At 39.1% G+C, this 22,243-nt stretch carries 13 protein-coding genes; 7 read left to right on the top strand and 6 right to left on the bottom strand.

Annotated features, from left to right (window positions below; all coding sequences use genetic code 11):
* Positions 1-244 precede the first annotated feature (244 nt).
* The 4 genes from F7734_RS63570 to F7734_RS17765 all read right to left on the bottom strand — a co-directional run bounded on the left by F7734_RS63570 (position 245) and on the right by F7734_RS17765 (position 8,643).
* On the bottom strand, positions 245-1,876 hold the full coding sequence (locus F7734_RS63570) for a M28 family peptidase (protein ID WP_243146939.1): 1,632 nt from the start codon (positions 1,874-1,876) through the stop codon (positions 245-247).
* A 386-nt stretch (positions 1,877-2,262) separates the two neighbouring features.
* Entirely contained in the window at positions 2,263-6,846 is a 4,584-nt protein-coding gene (locus tag F7734_RS17775) for a CHAT domain-containing protein (RefSeq protein WP_155745932.1), read from the bottom strand.
* Between the two features lie 193 nt (positions 6,847-7,039).
* Complete coding sequence (locus F7734_RS17770; protein WP_155745931.1) at positions 7,040-7,981, bottom strand: DUF1822 family protein; 942 nt, start codon at positions 7,979-7,981, stop codon at positions 7,040-7,042.
* A gap of 20 nt (positions 7,982-8,001) precedes the next feature.
* Entirely contained in the window at positions 8,002-8,643 is a 642-nt protein-coding gene (locus tag F7734_RS17765; RefSeq protein ID WP_155745930.1) for a sigma factor, read from the bottom strand.
* A gap of 474 nt (positions 8,644-9,117) precedes the next feature.
* On the opposite strand from F7734_RS17765, the gene F7734_RS17760 reads away from it, so the two are divergent.
* The 7 genes from F7734_RS17760 (at position 9,118) to F7734_RS17730 (ending at position 16,850) form a co-directional block, all read left to right on the top strand.
* Positions 9,118-9,324 (top strand): hypothetical protein, encoded by a 207-nt coding sequence (locus F7734_RS17760; protein ID WP_155745929.1) that lies wholly within the window; start codon positions 9,118-9,120, stop codon positions 9,322-9,324.
* A 124-nt stretch (positions 9,325-9,448) separates the two neighbouring features.
* Positions 9,449-10,699 (top strand): GTPase domain-containing protein, encoded by a 1,251-nt coding sequence (locus F7734_RS17755; protein ID WP_155745928.1) that lies wholly within the window; start codon positions 9,449-9,451, stop codon positions 10,697-10,699.
* Between the two features lie 81 nt (positions 10,700-10,780).
* Positions 10,781-11,893, top strand: a complete 1,113-nt coding sequence (locus tag F7734_RS17750) for a hypothetical protein (protein WP_155745927.1) — start codon at positions 10,781-10,783, stop codon at positions 11,891-11,893.
* Complete coding sequence (locus F7734_RS17745; protein WP_155745926.1) at positions 11,890-13,065, top strand: hypothetical protein; 1,176 nt, start codon at positions 11,890-11,892, stop codon at positions 13,063-13,065. Before F7734_RS17750 ends, F7734_RS17745 begins: the two co-directional genes overlap by 4 nt.
* A 41-nt stretch (positions 13,066-13,106) precedes the next feature.
* On the top strand, positions 13,107-14,558 hold the full coding sequence (locus F7734_RS17740) for a WD40 repeat domain-containing protein (RefSeq protein ID WP_155745925.1): 1,452 nt from the start codon (positions 13,107-13,109) through the stop codon (positions 14,556-14,558).
* A gap of 153 nt (positions 14,559-14,711) precedes the next feature.
* Positions 14,712-16,133, top strand: a complete 1,422-nt coding sequence (locus F7734_RS17735) for a CHAT domain-containing protein (RefSeq protein ID WP_155745924.1) — start codon at positions 14,712-14,714, stop codon at positions 16,131-16,133.
* A 249-nt stretch (positions 16,134-16,382) separates the two neighbouring features.
* Positions 16,383-16,850 carry a hypothetical protein gene (locus tag F7734_RS17730; RefSeq protein WP_155745923.1) on the top strand — a complete coding sequence of 156 codons (468 nt, stop codon included), beginning with the start codon at positions 16,383-16,385 and terminating at the stop codon, positions 16,848-16,850.
* A 355-nt stretch (positions 16,851-17,205) separates the two neighbouring features.
* Here F7734_RS17730 and F7734_RS17725 read toward each other — a convergent pair whose 3' ends face one another.
* Both F7734_RS17725 and F7734_RS17720 read right to left on the bottom strand, forming a co-directional pair.
* Positions 17,206-21,057, bottom strand: a complete 3,852-nt coding sequence (locus tag F7734_RS17725) for an NACHT domain-containing protein (protein WP_155745922.1) — start codon at positions 21,055-21,057, stop codon at positions 17,206-17,208.
* A gap of 8 nt (positions 21,058-21,065) precedes the next feature.
* Complete coding sequence (locus tag F7734_RS17720; protein WP_155745921.1) at positions 21,066-21,548, bottom strand: hypothetical protein; 483 nt, start codon at positions 21,546-21,548, stop codon at positions 21,066-21,068.
* Between the last annotated feature and the right edge of the window lie 695 nt (positions 21,549-22,243).

Here is a 22,243-nt window from a genome sequence, read left to right as displayed (position 1 = left end):
AGCAACGTAATGATAAGGGTTTTAGACATTTAAAGACTCAGTTATGCTTCCAGACCCAGACAAATTTTGGGTCTAGTTACAAGTAAAATGCAAATTTTTGCACATTTTTTATATTATAAAAATTCTTGAGAATTTTTCTATTACTAAATTTCAACTGGACAAAACCCCACGATTAACTTATCCAACTCGTGGATTCCCGTGCGGTAGACGGGGCTAATGGACTCTATTTCTGAATAAGCGTAAGCTACTTTACCCAAGAAAGTCCTGATAGGTCTGCGATCGCACGCTCCAAACCAGTAACAACCCGCGCCAAGCGATCGTAGTCAACTTTGTCGGGGGTATCTTCTTGGGTGTGGTAATAAGGATAACGAAAGGGTGCGGTGTCTGTAACCATCACTGCTGGATATCCCATCTGCCAAAATGACCATTGGTCTGACCAACCAACGCCAGGAATCTGATTGGGCAGAGCAGTACCTTGGGATGGAAATTGAGTATGGTGGCGGAAAGAGGCGATGACATTTTTAACCAAAGACCCAGAAGCAATGTTGCCCACAAAACTGATAAAGTTTCCTTGTAACGGGTAAATAGCACCAAGAGAAATGGGATATTTTTGACTACCGATTTTATCGGAGTAGTAACCCATTGTTTCTAAACTAAGCATGGCAACAACTTTTTCATTGCGCTGCTTGCAAGCTTTGGCATATACCAAACTGCCCATATTTTCTGTTTGGAAGAAGGGCGGTTCTTCATTGACAAACTCAACAAAACGCAGCGTGCGAGCAGGTTTTTTATCAGCAAACAGACGTGCCAGTTCCAGAGTGCTAGCAGCGCCTGTGCCATTGTCATTTGCTCCAGGGCTACCAAACACTGAATCATAATGACCGCCAACGATGACAACCTCATCTGCAAGTGAAGTTCCTGGAATTTCCACTTCTAAGTTGTAGTAGGTTTGGTTGTCGATGGTGTAGGGATGCCGTACTACCATTAACCCAGCATCTGTCAAGGAGGCATTCAGGAAATCAGCCGCAGCCATCAAACCAAAGTAGTACAAGTAGTTACGTTGTCCAATATCACCAGCTAGCTTGGATACATCCTGCTTGAGGGCATCGCGTAGTATGGTTTCTTTTTGCGTCAGCGGTGGTAACTCACCACTGAAACTTTCTCCTGGCATTTGAATCATTGTAAAGTAAGCCCAACTTATGAGAGTGCCTAGAACGATCGCTAAAACCGTTAGCCGAACCAGGGCGGCTCGTGAGAGTAGTTGAATTGCAAACCAATGGTTTCTCTTTGCCTTAGCCATTACATCAATATATTTTATCTCTAACAACCAATGAGCCTGTAAAGTATAGCCTAAATCTCGCATTGTTACGATAACGCATATGCGGTCAAATATATTACATTGCCCACTACGTTTGACGGCATCTAGGCTGGGATTAAGGGTGGACGTGGAGACAGTGGTACTTGCATTTATCAAAAAGAGCTTTGAACATCTCACCAAATTATAGTATTTAAGAGATGACGTTTCTGTTTTCTCTGAAGTCTCGGTTTTGGCAGATTGCTGGAGAATCTTAATTTCTTCTTTAATTTGACTCAATGAGAGATGGTTTGCGATCGCAATCTCAATCAACTCTTTTCTGTGGTCTTCATCCAATACCCGTGCTATGACCTTCGCTTTACTGGTTTCCAACTGACCAGAGCGTAAGACATCTAAAATTTCCGGGGGGAGATTGAGCAAAGGGAGGCGATTGCTAATAAAGGAGTCGAGTTTGATGTTGCCGAGAGTTGTGAGAACCTCTTGTACAACAGTAATTATCTCTTCACCAATAACGTTATTGGTGGAGAGTTTATCTCGAAGTTGGTTTTGAATGCGGTGCAACAGAGGGGATACATCCTTAACTGGGATTTTGAGCTTTGCAGATGTATAAAAGAAATAAAGTTTTAGACTCGCAGCGCCTATTCATTTTCTGACTAATTCCACTACAAAGATTGTACAAAGAAAATGATTAGCTGAACTGGAGAATAATTAGTTGAACTAGAGAATAATTAGCTGAACGAGAGCAGAGGTACGCGCTCGCGCTACAATATGACGGTTGTGTTTGCTACAGCCACAATCCACAAAGTTTTGCTGTAACACCAGTTCAAGTTTTTATTCTCCTAGCTCAAACTTATGTATGTAGAATAAAACTGCCGAGTCTAGGTAATTATTTTTGAGTGTGTCCTGAACTAGGGACGTAAAATTCGCGCTTTGGGAGCATCTTAAGTTCAGCTAACTATTCTCGTTGTACAAAGATGTCGATCGCTCTTACTGAGATTGGGGTTATTCTCTAAATAATCTCGCGCCCAATCGCAAGCGTGGGCGAGTAGCCCGTCTGACTCTAAGCCTAAATTCCACAAAATCAATCTTCCGGCGTTGTCACCAGAGGCTAGGGTATGACCGTCGGGGCTGAAATTGAGGCTCCACACGGAATCATCATGCCCAATGTATGTTTTTAATTCTTTGCCGTCAAGATTCCAGAGTTTTACGGTATGGTCTAAACTGGCGGTTGCAATTGTTTTGCCATCGGGGCTAAATTGAACTCGGAACACTCCAGCGTTATGCCCGGTGAGGGTTTTGAGGAGTTTACCTTCTGTTGTCCACAGTTTGACGGTTTTATCTTCGCTGGCGGTTGCAATTATTTTGCCGTCGGGACTGAAACTGATACTATGGACTCCATCAAGATGTCCTGTGAAAATTCTGATTAATTGACCTTTTGTTGTCCACAGTTTGGCAGTTGTGTCCCAACTGGCAGTGGCAAGAGTTTTGCCGTCGGGACTGAAACTGACACTGTTGACTGTATCGTCATGTGCCTTTATAGTACGCAATAATTTGCCATCAAAACTCCAGAGTTTGACGGTTTTATCTTTACTTGTAGTGGCAAAAGTCTGACCGTTGGGGCTAAAATTTACACTCCAAATCCAATCTTCATGTCCCTTGAAAGTGGTAATTTTCTCTCCTTTACGACTCCAAAGAGTGACAGTGCCATCAGAAGTTGTGGTCACCATTGTCTGTGCGGTTGGATGGAGGGCGATGCTCCTAGAGGGAGCCGCCCAAAGGGCGATCGCAGTAACCGGACTACCATTCCCTTTAAGGACAGTGAGTAATTGACCGGAACGAGCCCAAAGCTTGACAGTCCCGTCCCAACTGGCGGTAGCAATTGTCTTGCCATCACGGCTAAAACTCACACTATAAATTGCTACGTTATGGGCTGGAAGAACTATGAGTTCTTTACCAAGGATCTGCCAAAATTTGACGGTTTTGTCCTTACTGGCAGTGGCAAGCATCTGACCATCAGGGCTGAAATTGACGCGCCAGATCCAATTGTTGTGTCCGGTTAGGGTTTGGAGTTTCTCGCCGTTTTGGTTCCAGAGAATGACGGTTTTGTCAGCACTAGCCGTAGCAATCGTTTTACCATCAGGGCTAAAACTGACACTAATGACTGAATCTTTATGGTCGTCCAAGGTTTTAATTTCCTGACCGTTAAGATTCCAAAGTTTGACCGTACCATCGCTACTTGCAGTCGCAATCATCTGACCATCGGGGCTAAAATTAACGCTCCAAACCCAATCTTTATGTCCCTTTAGGGTTTGAAGTTTTTTTCCATCAAGGCTCCAGACTTTGGCAGTGCGATCGGCGCTGGCGGTAGCAATTGTTTTGCCATCCGGGCTAAACGTCACACAATAGACTGCTCCCTGATGCGCCTTAAAGGTTGCGATCTGTTTTCCTTCAGAAGTCCAAAGTTTAATATTCCCGATAAAATCCGCAGTTGCAATAATTTTACCATCTGGGCTGAAACTAACACTGTAAATTGCGTCTTTATCCTCTACAAGAGTCATAATGAGTTGACCCGAAGGCTTCCACAGTTTGACAGTCCCATCCCAACTTGCTGTGGCAATTGTTTGACCATCTGGGCTAAAACTGATATCGTGAATAAGTGCTTTATGCCCTTGAAGGGTTTGTCTTTGACTTCCATCTAAATTCCACAGTTTGACAGTTTTATCCTTACTGGCAGTGGCAATGATTTGACCATCCGGGCTGAAACTTACATCTATGACCTCATCTTCATGCCCTGACAATCGATTGCGCTCTTTGACTTTATATATAGCTTCAAGTAATAAAGCGCTCACTTCTTTCTGAAGATCGGCTTTTTCCCCAGAATAAAATGCTATGGGATCTAGAAAGCTATTGAGTTTTTTTGATGCCCTCAAACTTGCTATCAGCGCATCGAATTCTTGATTGGATGTCAACAGCGCTTCTGAAGTTGCATTGATAGCTTTGATTTCGTTCTTGATAGCATTCTGCTCGTGCCACCAAGATTCCACCGCTAAACCTAAGGCTGCCACCAAACCCATGGTGAGTCCTAAGGTCATCAGTCGCCGTCTGCGCTTGTGTTTGTTCTTCTCTCGCTTCCGCAGTTCCAGACTGTGTCTAATAAAACTTCTCTCTTGATTGCCCAATTCCGTAAAGCGTTGGGTATACCAATCTTCAGCGTCAGAAAGAGGTTTTCCTCTCAACAGTGCCCCTTCGTCAAAATTGCTACTCTCCCAAGTTCGCATTGTAACTCGCAACTGTTCTTGCCAGCAGCGAAAGTCCCTGTCCAGTTGCATCCACAAATTCAGTCGGTTCCAATTCCGGATGAGGACTTCATGGACAATTTCTACAGTTTCCGAGCCAGTTTTCTCATCGCGTCCCGTAACGACTAAACGAAATGATGCCAAACGGGTGACTAAATCCCAATTTTCTTCGCCCACTTCAACCCTTGTGGCAATCCGGCGGGTATCTGCGGTTCCTTCCCCTGGATGCACGAGTTGTACGAAAATTCGTTGCGTCCTTTCCTTTTCTTCAAAGTTGAGCTGGTTGTATGCTTCTTCTGCATAACAAGCCAATGCTGCTTCTACTCCCCCAATTTCGTTGTACGCAGTGTGTGTTAGTTTTGCATCAAGTTGTTTTGCCCAAAGTTGGGTGAGGGCAAACTCTAGTAAGGGTAAATTCCCCGGTTCTGCATTGACTGTGGAAAGAATGCGTTCTACAAGTCCTTCCTCGATTGTCACTCCCAGTAACGCTGCAGGTTTTTCTACTGCATCTTGCAGTTCGCTGTCCGTCATTGGACCTAGTTTTAAGTCGGCATACTGCAAGGCATCGCTTAAGGGACGGTAAGATAGGGCTTGTCCGAGAAAATCAGCTCTTAGGGTGATAACAAGAGTAAAATTGTGGCAGCGAGCGATCGCTTCTAACAATCTATCTAAAAAAGTTTTGCGCTCTTGTGGGTCTCTGCAAAGAGTGTAAAGTTCTTCAAACTGGTCAGCAACGAGCAACAAGCGCTTGTGAGGATTTTCTCGAATGATATCTTCCACCACATTCCGCAAAGCATCTTCAAATAACTGTAAGTGAGTGACAAGGTTTTGAATGGAGTTCAGACGATGAATGCGAGCTCTATTGGGTTCTGTCTGAGAAACAATTGCAGAGGCTAAAGAAAACAAGGGTCTTGAACTTGGTCGAAAGTCAATAATATGCCAGTTCCCTTCATCTCGCAAGCGTTTTACCAAACCAGCAAAAACGACACTCGATTTTCCACTACCGCTAGGACCGATGACAGCAACAAAGGATTGATTTTGTACCGCGTCTGCTAAGATGTCAGTAAAACTTTCCCGCCCAAAGAAGAATTGGGCATCTTTTTCCCGGAAGGCGAACAAACCGCGATAGGGACAGATGTTTGTGAAGCGACGCCCTAGATTGTCCCAAGTTGGCTGTGCTGTCGTAGGATTTTGGAAAATGACTGGTAGCCAAGACGCACAGGGATATTTATCTTCAAGACCGTGTAGTTTTAATCTTGCTTCTTTCTCTGCTTGGTATAAAGGTTTACCATCAAAAGCAAAAGCTGTGAGAAAATATTTTAAAAAGGTCTGTGCGACTTTATCTGGTACTGGTTCCCGCATAACAATGGTTTGGGGAATGTGGAGTGCTTCTAACTCATAGGCTAATCCCAAGCCATCGCAAGAATTGAAAATTGCCAGTTGCAGACCGTGAGTGACAGCATTTCTTAATGCATACTTGAGTTCTTCTATTGTTAAACTATCTGTTTGATTGATATAGATTCGACCGCTGTCGTTCTCGGTTTGACTGTGACCGGCAAAAAATAGGATATCCCAGTTTTGGTTCCACAACTGTTCGTTAATGTCTTGGCGTTGTGGTTCTATCAAAAAAGTCGTATCGGTATCTAATAATTCTTTTAAAAAGAGTTTATCTTTTTGAGTATCAATACCAGTACTGTTTCCCAATATTGCTAAAATTTTTACCTTGTCTCTATAAGTTGGTGCTTTGACTCTTGCCGTTTGTTGATATTCTGATGTACTTAACGCCATCTCAGCTTTAGGGTAATCTTCAATTAAATCCCATAAATGCCAAGGAATTTGATGCAACTGAGAACAAGATGTACGAATTAATATCCGTGCTTCAGCATTCGGGGATACATATTTTATCCAAGCCTCTCGTACAAGTCGAAAGGGATCGGCTAGCAACCAATTATTTAAAGATTTTTTTAGTTTTTGAGCGGCATCATTGCACTTTTCTACTTCATTTGTTGCGGAACTAACGTAGGTAACTTTTACTGCTTTGACTGCACGATTGGAGGTCCCTAAATTGCGATAGGTTGACTGCCATTTATGAACAGCCAGAGCTAATTTTGGTGCTTTTGGTAAATGACCTGTGAGTTCTCGAAAGGGTCGTTCATTTTCTTGACTAATTTCTAACGTTACTTGTACGCCATTTTCTAAATCCCCATCTAGCTTTAAAACGATTAACTTTTTCATGGGCTGCCAATCTACTTTAAGCCTGTTAATGATTTGTGTAGAAGTTGCGTTAAAAATATGACTTGTTTATGGGACAAGAAAGATAAGGGAGAGAGTTCAATGTATAAACGCGACTTAGTATAAATTCACAATGGGGATATTTTAAGAGTACATAGATGGTTGCAACCTTTCAGCAGGAGATACAGGGTTCAGTTTAAATGACAAAATTTTCTATAACGCTGACATCTCCCATGGTTATTTTTACGCTGAAGTTATCTCCAGGAGAAGCACTCAGTTGTAATTGAATTTTTTTATTATCATTTTTGGCTTTAGCTTCCATAATAGCGGTTTCTTCTTCATCTAAAACCATGACATGAAGTAAGGGGGGTAAGTATTCTTGACCGTTGTTTGGATGTAACTCTACAGTAATTTTTATTTCATTTTTGTTGTCTTGCTCCTGACTGACCTTAACAACTATTCCTACTGATGTACTGTTGGCTTGTATCCCAAAGTCAATCAATTTAGCCCTTTCTACAATGGTGCTAAATCCTTCTTTAGGGCTTCTAAATTGTAAAGCTGGTTCATTCTGGAAAATGGATTCAATGGGTTGCCAAACTGCTTCAAAAGAGTTTTCCAACCATTTTTGTAAATTCACAAATTTTTGGGTGGATGGTTTGGCTTTTTGTAGTTGTGTACATTCTTCTAGATACTCTAGCAAGTTTTCTAGAGGTTCTAAGCGATCTATAGGTAAATTATTCATTGATGTCTCTTTAACAAAGCCTAATAACTTGGCTTCTTGTAATGTTTCGCTGATTTGTACGGCTACATAGCCAATCCGGTCTGATGTAACTTCTGGCGGTATGCAGACAGTCTGGGAATTTTCTAACACGGGACGGCATTCCAATTTACCCAAATCTTTTATGCACAAATCAGCGACATCCATAAGAGTTTGCTGTACCGGATTCCAACTGTCACTAGTTTCCAGTTCCGTTTCAAATCCCATACATTCTAAGTAAAAATTCACAAAGGATACAGACAAGGTATTCAGCAATACCTGCTGACCTTTTTGGGGTGTGGCTTGCTGCTTTGACCATTTTTCTGCCAATCTCCGGGAGACTGGAGATATCAGACCAGTAAATGTTGAAAGAGTTGTCATACTACTCGTTTTTTTTGATTTTACAATACATAGCGATCGCACAATTCCTTGAATTCATGGCGAAACTTATCTAAACTCCTTTGATAAAAGTTGCTTAACGTTGGAATGGGAACGTTAAACTCTTCTGAAATGTCTTTCCAAGATAGACCCGACCATTTTTTGATCGCTATTTCTTGAAAGTTTACCCTGGGGTAGCTTTTGATACAGGTTTGTCGAAACACTCCTTGTGGATCTTTTTCGATATATCCTCTGATTTTTAAAAAATCACATGTACAATCCTCCTCGTTGTTTTGTGGTGCCAAATCTTCTAGGTTTTCTAGAAAAGAAGCTTCTACCTTGATTTCGTTGGTTTTCCCAACGACTTTGGAAACGGCTTCTTTAAAGAAACGCTTGCTGAGTAACATATTTGCCCAGGTTGTAAATTCAGCCCGTTCGGGATCGTATTTGTCTATATTTTTACAAATGTATAAGAATAGGTCTTGCACTGCCTCCTCGTATATATGTTGATACACTTGAGAAAATCTACCCTTGTATGGGTAGCAAAGTTTACGTGATTTATAAAGACCCTCGATTAGCTTTGATAACGCGACTCGTCTAGCTGTTGAATTTAGGGGGTGTTTTTGGGCTTCTAGGGCAAGTTGTTTAAATTCGGGCTCCTTCATGTAAAAAGCACTCCTATAAAAATTTTTCGCAAGACAAGCACGGCTTTTATCCAAATCAGCTGGTAAAAGTTACAAAACTTTACAATTAGGCGTTTGAGGGTTTTAAGGAGGGATTCCGGACAAGGAAGTGGAATAAGAGGTTTTAAGAAGCCACATCTTTACCAGAGGTGCTTCTTAAGTATATAGGTGTTGTAACAGCGCTCTTATGCAGGTCTGTCATAACACTGCTGTTATCGATCTTATTGGGAGCAAGTCTAGCGGTCTATGCACAAAAGTGTATTCTGAGATATCAAAATTGGTGTCTAAGCCAGCACAAATGGTTAGTGTGCTCCCTAGCAATTGTCTTTATTGTTGGTAGTAACGGATGTCGAACCGATAACTTTGTTGAAATTCGGTTTTACAGTTTCCTACACAAACACGACGTTATCAGGAGCAAAATCGATGTATAGGGATTCATGATGGTAAGTGCTAGGAATGCTAGTTACTTTTTTATGGCATAGTTTATGCTACAGCGACTGTGATGCAAATCACTTGCGGTGGAAACTTCGCGCCATTGCATTCCTCAGCGATCGCTTGCAGATTTATCGGATTATGAATTTTTGTAACAAAATTCAGGTCATTTGGATAAGTGAGGTTGCAAGCACCAGAGTCATAAGTAGAACACCTTTAAACCGCAGCTAAACTCCAGTAAGGAGCTTGAATGCAAAAGTCACTAGTAGAGTTCAAGAATAGTTCTCACGGGAGCATATTGCCTAGCTCCCCCAAAATTTTTAGCTTTCCATGTTGAAGACTGTAAAACAGCTAAGTGCATAAGTTAGCTGGATTGAGCCTATATAAAAATAAAACCGCAACAAAAACATTAAATAGGATTCCTATAGACACATTTTTTGGGGATACAAATATGAAGACCTACAAAATTATAACTTTAGGAGCATCGGGTTCAGGTAAGACGGTATTTTTGGCAAGTATGTTTAAAGCTCTGTCAACCCAAGGAGAGCATAGTTTCTACCTTGAAGTTGAGGATCGAGAAAAGCGAAAAAAGCTTAATGAAATTTATAGCAAGATAATTACTAAGGATGAGAGTTGGCCTAAAGGCACGAAATATAGTGAGGTGTCTGAGTGGACTTACATTTGCCGTGTTAAAACACCGACTCGTAACGACTATCCCGCATGTCAGTTTACCTACTTTGACTATGCTGGAGGTCGAGTGACGGATATAAATGAAGAAGACACCGAGTTTAAAAATTTAGTTAAACAAGCTGATACTATCTTAGGTCTTTTAGACGGTCAAAAAATCCTTGCTTGGATGAATGGTGATAATAGATTGGCAATCAATTCTTTTGACAATCAAGAATTACTATGTATTCTAAACTGGATGCAAAGTTGTACGGTGCCAATCCACTTTGTGATTAGTAAATGGGATCTGCTACAAGATAAATATTCTCTCAAACAGATACGCGATCGCCTTTTTAGTATTCCCAAATTTGAGCAAGTCGTTCAAAGCCGAAATAAAGCCGGATCTCCTATAAGACTTATTCCAGTGAGTTCTGTTGGTTCAGGTTTTGCCACCTTACAACCAGATGGGAGTATGAGAAAAATTTCTGGTGCGGCTTTTCAACCCTTTCAAGTAGAGGTACCCCTTGCTTGCGTTTTACCAGATGGGCTAAAAGCTAAACTTGTTGAACTTGCACAGCAAAAAAAACAACTTGAAACCCAACAAATAGGGAAAACAAATATCTTTTCTAATTTCTTAGGCTTAGCTGGTCAATTTTTTGTTGATACAGCGCTAGGTTTTGCGTTAGATGCCTTATTTCCTTTCTTACCTCCCGAGTTTCAGTTTACAAAACACATCTTTGATAAAGTAGATAATGGTATATTTTCTAGCATCAATAAAAATCATAAAAATAAGCTAGAAGTACTTGGAGCAGAAAGAGAAAAATCTTTGAATTTAGTGAAAGATGAAGAAACTGCTCTTAATCATGCATTTGATAGTTTTTTATACATCGAACAAAAGTTAGATCGGGACTTTCCTGAATCTGACTTGCTTCTTGCATAAGCTAAAGGTTGATATTTACGAGTGCTTCACTATATTACAGCAATTTTGGTTTTTCCTTTGTATTCATCCTTGTATAGTGCTATGAATAACTACAACATTGTGACTCTAGGTCCGTCTGGCGCAGGGAAAACTGTATTTCTAGCCAGTTTGTTTAAACAACTGTCAATTCAAGGAGAACATGGATTTTTTCTTCAGGTTGAAGATGCTAACAAACGAAATATATTAAATAATATTTACACAGAAATAATCACGGGTGATAAATGGCCTAAAGGAACAAAGGGAGAAATCACTGATTGGGTTTTTACTTGTTGCGTAAAGACTCCGAGTTCATCTATTTATCCAGTTTGTCAATTTACCTATATTGACTATGCAGGAGGTAGACTGACAGATACAGCAGAAGAAGATGATGACGATTTTGAATCAAAAGTATGCGATGCTGATGCAGTTCTAGCAATTTTAGATGGGCAGAAAGTTCTGGCTTTCATGCAAGATAAAGAAATCACTAACAGAGATGTCCGAATCTGGGTGTATCAACACTTGCCAAATCTTATGCAACTGATAAACAAATGTGGACCAATTCCCATTCACTTTATTATTAGTAAATGGGATTTGATTGACAAGAAATATGAGTTGTTAGAAGTGAGAAATCGTTTACTAGAAGCAATTTTTGAATTTAGGAATGTTGTTCATAATATAAACCAAGCTAACTGCCCAGTACGTCTAATACCTGTCAGTTCTGTAGGTATGAAATTTGCTACTCCTCAGCCAGATGGTAGTATGAAAAAAAATTTTTGCGAACTGCGCCCATTTCAAGTAGAAGCCCCTCTTGCTTATGTATTAACAGACGGTTTAGAAAGGCAGATTAATAGATTACAAAAAACAGGTTTAGACAAATTCTCTGAGCAATTATTTCATTTTTTTTCTAATAACATTATTGCTCCTTCAACTGACTTAATTAAACAAAATTTGCCTGAAAAGTACAATCTTGAAAATCACGTTCTCCAAAGGCTTGTCGATCTAACTGAAAGGAGTGTACAAAAAGTTGAAAAGTGGCAAAATTTGAAAGCAGAGTCTCTCAAGAAAGTAAAGGACGAGAAAACTGCGCTCAGTCACTCAATTAATAGCTTTCGTTACATTCAAACTAAACTGATCAACGATTTCCCTGCATCAGATTTAAAAGGAGTAGGAATATGAGTATAAAGGTATGGCCCTTTCTTGTAAGTCGAAATCGGTCTCTTGACTATAGAACTGTAGTCGCTCCTGATTTTATTTGTCAGGCTGGTATTTCTAACTTATTGGCTAGAGTCGCTGATGGTGATTTAACTCAACCAGAACACGTCTTTGTTCGTCAAGTTCAAGGTTCAAAAGTTGGAGACTTTACCATTATTTTTCGAGCGATCGAGGCGACAGAAAAAGATATCAATTCTCAAGATGAAAATCAGATACTTAAAGACTCGTTTGGCAGAGAAATTTATCTAATAGAAGGAATTGTTTTTCAAGGAATCGGTAAGAGGAATATTATTCAAAGTGATATTCAACGGGTTCACAATTTGGTAGTAGAAAGCTACAAACAGTTTTGGAACTGGACTGTTCCTAATTCTGCTATTCCTTCTACAGCTTTCTTTTTAACGACTGAGACGAATAGTCCCTTAAAATTTGAAGAATTAGATCCATTTCAGGTTAAGTCTAAAGCTCCAGAAACACAAATTGTAAAAGAACCACAGTTTCAACTAAAGTTGACTTCCGTCGGTTTTTTAGTTGCTGCCATTATGGCTGTAATTATTGTGGGGATTATCATTAGAGCTAGTTTTGCTCCTCCAGGGGTCAGTCAACCGCCAAAATCAAAAGATGAAGTTATAGCTGTGTATAATCAGCAAGCTAAAACTAAACATATGTATGCAGAAATCAAAGGGAAATTTTTTGATAATTCCGATGCCTCTGGACGTTATTGGATTGTTAGCAAGGAAGGAGCGGACTTTATTCTTACTAAAGATGGAAAATCTTTTTACAAAATTGGTAAGCAGATTACTACTAGTCAGCTAGTACTTAAACCTGGTAATTCAATTAGTAGAATGGAAGATAAATCTATCACTTTGGACCGAGATACTATAAAGACTTTGAAAAAGTTACAAAATGACAATCAAAATGCTGTAATATTCCTTATTGGTTCTGTGAAAGTAGATTCGTCAGACAATTGTAAAAAAGTTATTAGGCTTCAATCTAATCAGTACCAAACTATTAGTTGTTCTAGCTCTAAGTTACAGATGAATTATTACCCTGTCGAGCAAGCGATCGCTCAATTAGGTAATCAAGTTCTTACTGGAACAATTAAAGCAACAATCATTGAACCTAGACCAAAGTTTTAGCTTATCGATTTTTCCACATTGAATTAGGGAGGAATAGGAATATGAGCATCAAGGCTTGGGCTTTTCTTATAAGCCGCAATCGATACCTTGACTATAGAACTGTAGTAGCTCCTGATTTTATTTGTCAAGCTGGTGTTTCCAAATTGTTGGCTAAGGTTGCTGATGGTGATTTAACTCAGCCCGGATCTGCTTTTGTTCGTAAAGTTCAAGGTTCTGATGCTGGGGACTTCACCATTATTTTTCGAGTGATCGAGGCGACAGAAAGAGATATCAATCCTGAAGGTGGGAATCAAATACTTAAAGACTCATTTGGGAGAGAAATTTATTTATTAGAGGGCATTGTTTATCAAAAACTTGGCAAGCTCACTGTAAGCAACGCTAATCTGGAACAAGTTCATGAACGTCTGAAGATAAATTATAGCAAATTTTGGCATGACAGCACTCCTTCACCTGCCATTCCTTCTGAAGCTTTCTTGTTAGATACAGATGAAATTAGCACTTTAAAACTTGAAGAATTAAAGCCATTTCAGGTTAAATCTAAAGTTTCATTATTACTTAATATCCCTACCAAGCGCAAGGTAACTTCTATTACTTTTAGCCCAGATGGACAAACAATTGCTATTAAAAGCTATAACTACCTAGTTGAAATAGCGACCTTAAGTAAGCCTGAATGTCCCGAATCCATTGATAAAGGACTTCCCCTTCTCCCTGAATTGGATTTTGATAGTGATAGATCGGTGGCTTTCAGCCCTAATGGAGAATTTCTTGCTAGTAGCCTGATTAAATTAGGTGATTATAATTGTATTAAGTTGTGGTTTACAAAGCATTTGCATTTAGAGAAAGTTTTTCAAGGACATAGTCAGTTTCAAAAGGGAAGAATTCATGCGATCGCTTTTAGCCCTGATAGCAAACTTATTGCTAGTGCTAGTCAGGATAATACTATTAAACTTTGGGTTGTAGACACAGAGAAAGAATTAAGTACTCTACCACATCCCAATCCAGTTAATACTTTGGCTATTAGCCCTGATAATCGTGTTCTTGCAAGTGGGGATATGAAAGGAAATATCAAGCTTTGGGATTTAAAAACTCAGAAACCAATCAATAATATACTTATAGAAAAAAAACTAGATTTAATTAAATCGATCGCTTTTAGCCCTGACGGTAAAACTTTAGCAAGCGGTGGAGCCAGTCAAGGTAATTATGTTGATGCAAATTACCTTTACATATGGGATGTGATAACAGGAAAAGTTCTTCACACACTTTCCGGACATGGTGATGCTGTTAATTCTATCGCCTACAGTCCCAATAGCGAAATTCTAGTAAGTGGAGGTAAAGATAAGAAAATTAAACTCTGGGATGTCACCTTGGGAAAAGAAATTGATAGTATTTCTGAACAACATAGTGAAGAGATTACATCTGTAGCGTTTAGTCCTAATGGTCAATTTTTTGCTAGTGGGAGCAAAGATAAAACTGTTAAAGTCTGGCGATACTAAGCGAGGTCATCTAGCTATTTACGGCTAGGTCTGCTCAATACAATTAAGCCAACACTGGGAGCTAATATCACAATTTCCGTTGATAAGGTTTTGAACAGCGAGGAACAAAAGCAAAATTTATTTTCAAGACTAGTTGATTCAAAGGAGTAAATCATGGCTAAAAATCGTCAATATGTCGATTTCAATCTAGAGTTGCGAGACCTAGATATATCAAACAACACATTCAACGTTTCTGTCCCTATCTCAGATGTTGGTGAAACTCGCGAAGCATTTCTAGCTCCTTATCTTTCTGAAGAAATGGAAGAGCATTTGATAAGGCTAGAAAGAAAAAATAATCTTCCACTTTCAGAATTAGTAAAGTTTGGGAAACAAATAACAGCACGATTATTTCCATCATCAGAGATTACCAATTTATTTCAAAGAGCAATTGAAAAAGCAGGTCAAGACGGTTGCATTCGCATACGGCTAGTGATTAAGCATTCAAAACTAGCTCAAATCCCTTGGGAATTCTGCTATTTGCCTCAGCCTGAAGATGAAGATAGCTATGATAATTTCTTAGTTCTAAATCCTAAATATTCGATGGTACGCTATGAGTCGGTAGATTCTTCTCCATTGGAGATTCAGAAAGAGAATCAAGCAAGTCTGCGTCTTTTAGCAGTGACAGCAGACCCAATAGGAAACCTGCAATTGAAAATGGAACAGAAAGCTATAGAGAAAGCATTAAAAGGATTTGATGTTAAGGGAATTAACTTAAGTTGGCAACCTTTTCTCAATAATCCAACGGTTGATAATTTGATTTCTGAATTACATAAAGGGGCAGATTTCTTTCACTTTGCTGGTCATGGTGTATTTACAGAAGAAAAGATTTCTAATTCTCCTGAAAAAACGAGGTTTGTAATCAGTGAATTAGAGTTGAATATATTGCAAAAAAAACAAGCTAGTTTTCTTTCAGCTTCATTGGAAATAGAAGACTTTAGAGGCATAGGGAATCTACTTTTGCTTAGCAAGGAAACAGAAGATGCCTATGAATTATTTCCCGCTAATGAACTAGCAATACATTTACGGCAAGCTGGTGTCAGAGTAGCAGTATTGGGCGCTTGTGAAACTGGACGAAGTGATGATTTTTCTCCTTGGACTGGAATTGCACCTGCTTTGATGAAACAGGGTATACCAGCAGTGCTAGCGATGCAGTATAAGGTGTTTGATAATGAAGCGATCGCCTTTAGTAAGCGATTTTACACTGCTTTAGCAGCTGGACTAACCCTTGATGAAGCTGTATCTCTGGGACGACGAGAAATGTATAATCAGGCAAAGCAAGGATATGAATGGGCTATACCCGTGCTTTATATGCGTTCCTCTGATGGAATTGTTTTCCCAGAAATTACCAAAAGAGAATTACCAACAGCAAATGATTTGCGAGTAGAGGGTGAAGCGCAGATTAAGAATATTAAGGGAGGAAAGTTTAGTGTTATAAAAATTGAAGAAGTTGTTAAAGCTACTTACATTGGGGGAAAGTTAGTAGCTGACGATATAGAAAATTCTGACGTTCAAGTAGTTGCGATCGAAAAAGCATAGGCGTTATTTCTGATTCTGGTTATTGGAGACAAGTTAAAAACAAAATACCCTTGTTTTTAACTTGTCTCTAATGTGAAAATTCAGGTGGAAAAATCCGTAATTTCCAAATTAGCCGTTGTATAAGTTAATGGACTTATTGGTAAATAACGTTAAAAATCACTAAAATACTTGCCATAATTGAAATTTAGAAATTTTTCGCCTTATTTGCCAATGATTCTAACAAGAATAAGATTACTTAGAGGTAAGAAAATGCTGAACCAACAACCATATAAAATAGTAAAATCTAGCTTCTATTTAAAGCATTTGAAAAGTTTTTTAGTTAGTAAGTTTATCAAATCTAAGCTTTATTTGTTGATATTGCTTACTGTTAGTACTGGAGGATTTTTTATCGGAAGTAGTATCATTCCCGATCAAATTCCTCCAGTCCAGGCTAATTCAAGATTCTATCAATTGTTTGTCCAGAATCTACCCGCGAAGCTCCAGATGTACTCTAGTGATGCTATTCAAATTGTCTGTCAAGGTGGAGGATATGGTAGAAAAGTAGACCACGTTGCTGAACTATATCAAAGATTTACCGATGGTTGGAGATTGGTACATAGAACAAATGTACCATATGGTGACAGAACCAGACAGCTACGCCTTAATCGAGGGCATTACAGATTAGTAGTTAAGAGCCAATCGGGAGGTAGAAAAACAAGTGATTTGATAGTTTACTGAAGTCAAAAAGGGACACCCTCGGTTCAACCCCTTTCCGGTCTACTCCTAAGATGCACATTTTGTAACCCTTATCCAGTAAGGCTTTCGCCAAAGCTAATAAAAATGTGCTTCTTTCATTTGTTGCGAGGGGGTTTATACTTTTGACTTTTGACTTTTGACTTTTGACTTCCCCCTCGTGGGGCGCTCACATCTTGCACCAAGAAAAATTGAGGATGGGGAGGTGGAGCATTGCTCCACCTCCCCATCCCACCTAAGGCGATTATATTATATTTGTCTGGCAGATATTAAGCGATTGCCTACGGCAGAGCTACGCTTAACGCTTACTTACCAACTACTTTTGACTACACCCATATGTTCATGGCCACTGCCTCCCTATATCTTTTATGGAATGACATATTTTCACTATTGCTTCATCCTTGCCTAAACAAGAAATGACGGGGGCTAATTCCCGAAAATCAGATAACAAACTTCTACGGTTGTTAGTAGCTAAGGTGTGAAGCATCTCACACCAAATTTTGTAAATGTCAGCGTGAGAAAGCTTTGCTAATATGATTGCTATTACTCTCAAAGCGTTGGCACGATAAAAATCATTCTCAATTGATAGTGTTATCTTCAGCACATCTGGTAGTTTGTCTGAGGGTAAGTGAGGTACTAGCGCACTTAAAGCCAAAGCTTTAAAAGAATCATCTTCAAATGCCAGTATCTCTTGTAGAAGCTGATGTGGTTGCTCTGGAGGTAAATGCGGTTTCAGAATGCTGACAACTTGAGCTTTATGCTTTTTATGTAGTTGATTATGTAGTTGGTTTGAGGGTAAGCGGAATGCTAGTTTACTAAGAACCTGAACTTGAAAATACTTATCGTCAAGTGCCTGTATCTCTTGTAGAATCTTGTCTAGCTGATCTGAGCGCAAACGTAATGCGAGTGTACTGAGTACCTCAGCTTTATCCTTATTGTCACTTGCCTGCACATCTTGCAAAATGTTAGATATTTGATCTGAGGACAAGTACGTTGCTAAAGCACTTAAAACTTTAATTCTGTTGTCTTGAGCTTGAAATGCTTCTGCCTGTTGCTGAATATTTTCTATCAGGTCTACTGTTAAGTTGGGAGTAGTAGCTATTCCTTTCAAAGCCAAAACTTTGTCAAATTCATTTTCCAGATCCTTTACCCTTTGTAGAATTTCGTATACTTGATTGGAAGGCAAACAACTTGTGAATTCGTCCAAAGTTAAATGTTGGTAATACTCATAGTCAATGGCCTGTATCTCTTTTAATAGCTCTACTTCTTGTATAACCTTAAGTAGTTGCTCTGATGGCAACTGAGCTAACAAATATCTAATAGTTTTAGTTTGGTAATAATCATCCTCAATTGCTTGCGCTTCTTGCAGAATTTTTGATATTTGTTCTGAGGACAAGGATGTTGCTATAGAACTCAGAACTTGATATTTATTGTCTTGATTTTGAAATGCTTCTGCCTGTTGCTGGATATTTCTTATCAGGTTTACTGTTAAGTTGGGAGTAGTAGCTATTCCTTTCAAAGCCAAAACTCTGTCAAACTCATTTTTCAGATCCTGTACCTCTTGTAGAATTTCATATAGCTGATTTGAGGGCAAGTGAGGTGCTATTGCACTGAAAAGTTGAGATTTATGAGATTCATAATTAAATGTTTGTGCTTCTTGCAAAATTTGATGTAATTGCTCTGAGGGTAAGCATGATGCTAGTGTACACAGAACTTCACATTTGTAGAACTCATCTTGAAACGCCTGTACCTCTTGCAAAATTTGATGTAATTGCTCTGAGGGTAAGCATGACGCTAGTGTACACAGAACTTCACATTTGTAAGACTCATCTTTAAGTGCGTGTACTTTTTCTAAAATCTTGTCTAGTTGGTCTGAGGGTAAGTGTGGTAATAATGCACTCAGCACTAGAGTCTGATGATTCTGTTGAAAGGCTGCGGTCGCTCTCTGAATTTTCTCTACAAGGTCTATACTTAACGAAGGAGCAGTAGCTAATCCACTCAGAGCGCGAGATCGAGAATACTCATTTGCAACCGGATCGTGCACATCCAGCGCTATTTCCAAAGCTTGTGGTAGTAAATCCTCTGGTAAATAGCGTGCTAGTCCCATCACAATATCAGCTCGATACTGTCCATGAAATGTTTTTGACCTTTCTAAAACATTTACTAACAATTCCCTGGACTGTTGGAAATATTGTGGCAGCATAGTTAAAGTTTGAGATTGATCGAATTGATTAGAGATTCCTTTTGCTACCTCTAAAGCCTTTGAGAATTGCTCCAAAGACAAGTAGGGAAGTAACATTCTTAGAGCTTGGTTTCTGTTTTCCTCATTCTCAATTGATTTTATTGTTTCTAAAATCTCTAATAACTCTTCTTGGGGTAAGTATTTTGCCAGGGCAGATTTAATCTCAGCTTGGTAACTCTTAGTTGAAATTTGCTCTACTACCTGTAAGAGTTTTTCTACTAATTTAAGTTCTAATGCTTGAGGTTTGAGTTGACTGAGAATCTGTAAATCTATTTGTTGATTGGATAGTAGTTGTCGGAAATAAGGCAAGCCCTTAGCTAAGTCTTTCTTTACCAATTCTATAACCAATTCAGTTGGAAGATTGCCAGACCAACTGTTGATGGATGAGGTTATTAAGGCATAACGGCATTGCAAAACTATTGATTGGGAGGATTGGGAAGTAGTAAATTCTTTTTCAGCTATTCGCCAAGCACGTGCCACATCTGCCACAAAGCCCAATGTATCTCCTATTGAATTTTTGGCATCAAACCAGGCATTACTTCCATTAAATTCAGTTGCTAGTAGTTGATGCAGTTGTTCAATATACTTTTTGGCTTTAATTGGTGGATTTTCTAGAGCAGCCATATCCTCTAGGTGAATAGTTAGATATTGCAAACCATAGCGATCGCACTCCCGCCAGTCATTGGGATGATACTGCCAGCAGTAGTTGATAATTTGCCGATGTCCATCCTTAGGTGAGCAGTAAAAAACCCCACTCTTTTCCTTATTGCTCAAATATTCTGGCAACGATTGGTGAAACAAGCTATAAGTTTTTTCCGCACGCTCATTTTGAAAAACATCAAGAAACTGCTGTACAACTCCTAAATGCTGTCTCAATTCAGTCTCATTTAGCTGTTCATTGAGCAAATTAGCTAACTCTTCTTCAGTTACAGGTGCTTTTGTGACAGTTAAGATTCCGAAAAGGGGTTGATACTTACCTTCCCATTTATCTTTAAGGCGTAACAGAAAGTTGTGATACAATTCATCCAGGCTTTTTGGTAGGACAGCTAGATTATTAATGGGTTGTCCACCCAGTTCAATATCATCTAACAATACTTTTGTATAAAGAAAATTGCCTTTTGATAGTTCAGTGATCTGATTGATAAAAGTTTCAGTCTGTACATTAAATGTATAGATTTGCTCCTGTATTCGCTCACTTAACACTCTCTGCTCTACATATTGATAAATATCCCTTTTGTTTTCTTCTGAGAGTTCGTTCAAATGGTAGTGGTAGGAATTGAGAGTCTGAAAGTAACTGAGTACCCGTTGTTGATCTGAGCGCGAAGTTAGAATAAAACGTACCCATTCAGGTAAGTCATCAACATTAGAAAGCAATGTTACTAGATTATTCTCATTGCTGTAGGTGACTGCTTCGTCCAGAGAGTCGATCAAAATTAAGATAGGGTCTTTTGGCGGCTTGGGCAATGCTGCAAGTGCTTGACGCAGTATAATATCAAGAGCTTGCTTCGGATAGTGAATGTGCAGGTTATTAATCACCACACCCTGAACATGACTGTCCTTAATATTCTCAATCTTAATTTCCACATTGACTTGCAAGAATAAGGGCTTAACCGTATTAATTAGAGCTGCTCCATAGTCGGGGAAGTATTTGATTAGTTGAGCAGCCAGAGACAACAGCACATTGTTTGGCTCAATGGTGCTAATTTGTCGAGCAATACAGAAGTGATGGGCACCAACGTCTTTGCGAGTTTGTGTAAGATAAGCTGCGATCGCGCTTTTGCCCACCCCTGGTTCTCCAGTCAAAATGAAGAACCTTTGTTTTTTGTGTTGCAACCATAGGTCAATTTTCTCAAAGACCCACTTACGACCTGTAAAGCCTTCGGTAAACCTTTCTATATCATGTTTAAAGGGGATCGGTTTTAATTCAGTTGCAACAGTTTCGGTCATCATTTTTTGGTCTATCTAACTGTAAAGTAACCTTTTTTTGTCACTTCTGCTTGGCTAACAATTTTGTAGTAGTAAGTGCCTGCGCTAAAAGGACCTGTAGTTATTTGTCTACCGAATGGTATTCTTCGGTATCCCAAATCTTGCCAACTATTTTGAGAAAGTCGTCGATAAAAATAAGCAGTGTGGTCTCCTGGTGAACCATATCCAACACCACGACAAATAAGTCTAAGAGCTTGTCCAGGGTATAATTGGAAATTTTGAGGTATATTCTGGATAACAACTTCCACCACCCTAGATACTCTAGCATGAGCGGGAAGAATTTGCCCAGAAATCATAATATTCCCTATAGAAATTCCTCCAGTGGTAATAGTCAGCAATAAAAACAAATAAGGCTTAGATTTGATGAGATTACCAACAAAATTGCTTTTAAAGTTCTTTGAACTCAAGATGGATTTTACTGATTCAACAATTTGCTCAAAAATTACCTTCTTCATGATAATTTTTCTGATTTTATAATTGTTAGAAGTTTTTATTCATTGCTATTAACCCACATTCCGCACCTCGCTTTCTATTATTAACTAATACATTGCTGGCTGCCAATGGTTGTTAAATTGGGAGCATCAATTAAACTCATATTTTTCCTTTTACACTCTTGTTTTACTAAAATATCTATAAAACGTGAGGAACTGGTGAGATTTTTGTAAATTATTAGAAATATAATCGTTAAAAGTTAAAAGAGTGTTTGAAAAGTTTTGAGGAGTCAAATTTTACGCATACTCTCAATAAACAAAGCCCGTGCTCGGTAAGGATGGGTGTCGGGTAAAGTCGCTATCGCAAAGGTAGAGGTGGCTCCCGTCGGGAGCCACCTCTACCTCCAGTCCATGATTATCATTTTTTAAAAAAGCTTGATGATAATTCTCTCAGTATTTTTCAGGAATAGTATTCATACTTTGAGTTAATTTAGTAACTAAGCAATACTTAAGCAGATTTCATTTCTCCTTGTAACACTTTTGCCTCTTTATTTGCTGATTTGCGGGTTCCCCTTACAGGTGCAACATATGAGGTACCACAAGAGCATAGTTTAGTTCATTTATCTGGAAACTGCTGTAATTTATAAGTCATTAGCAGAACATGATATTACAGCCATTTTCAGGTAGATAGACCACCTTTGGTAGGGGCGCAAGACCTT

It is taken from the genome of Scytonema sp. UIC 10036, from assembly GCF_009725235.1.
Note: the sequence above shows the minus strand (reverse complement) of the source record. Positions and strands in the feature narration are given on the sequence as shown.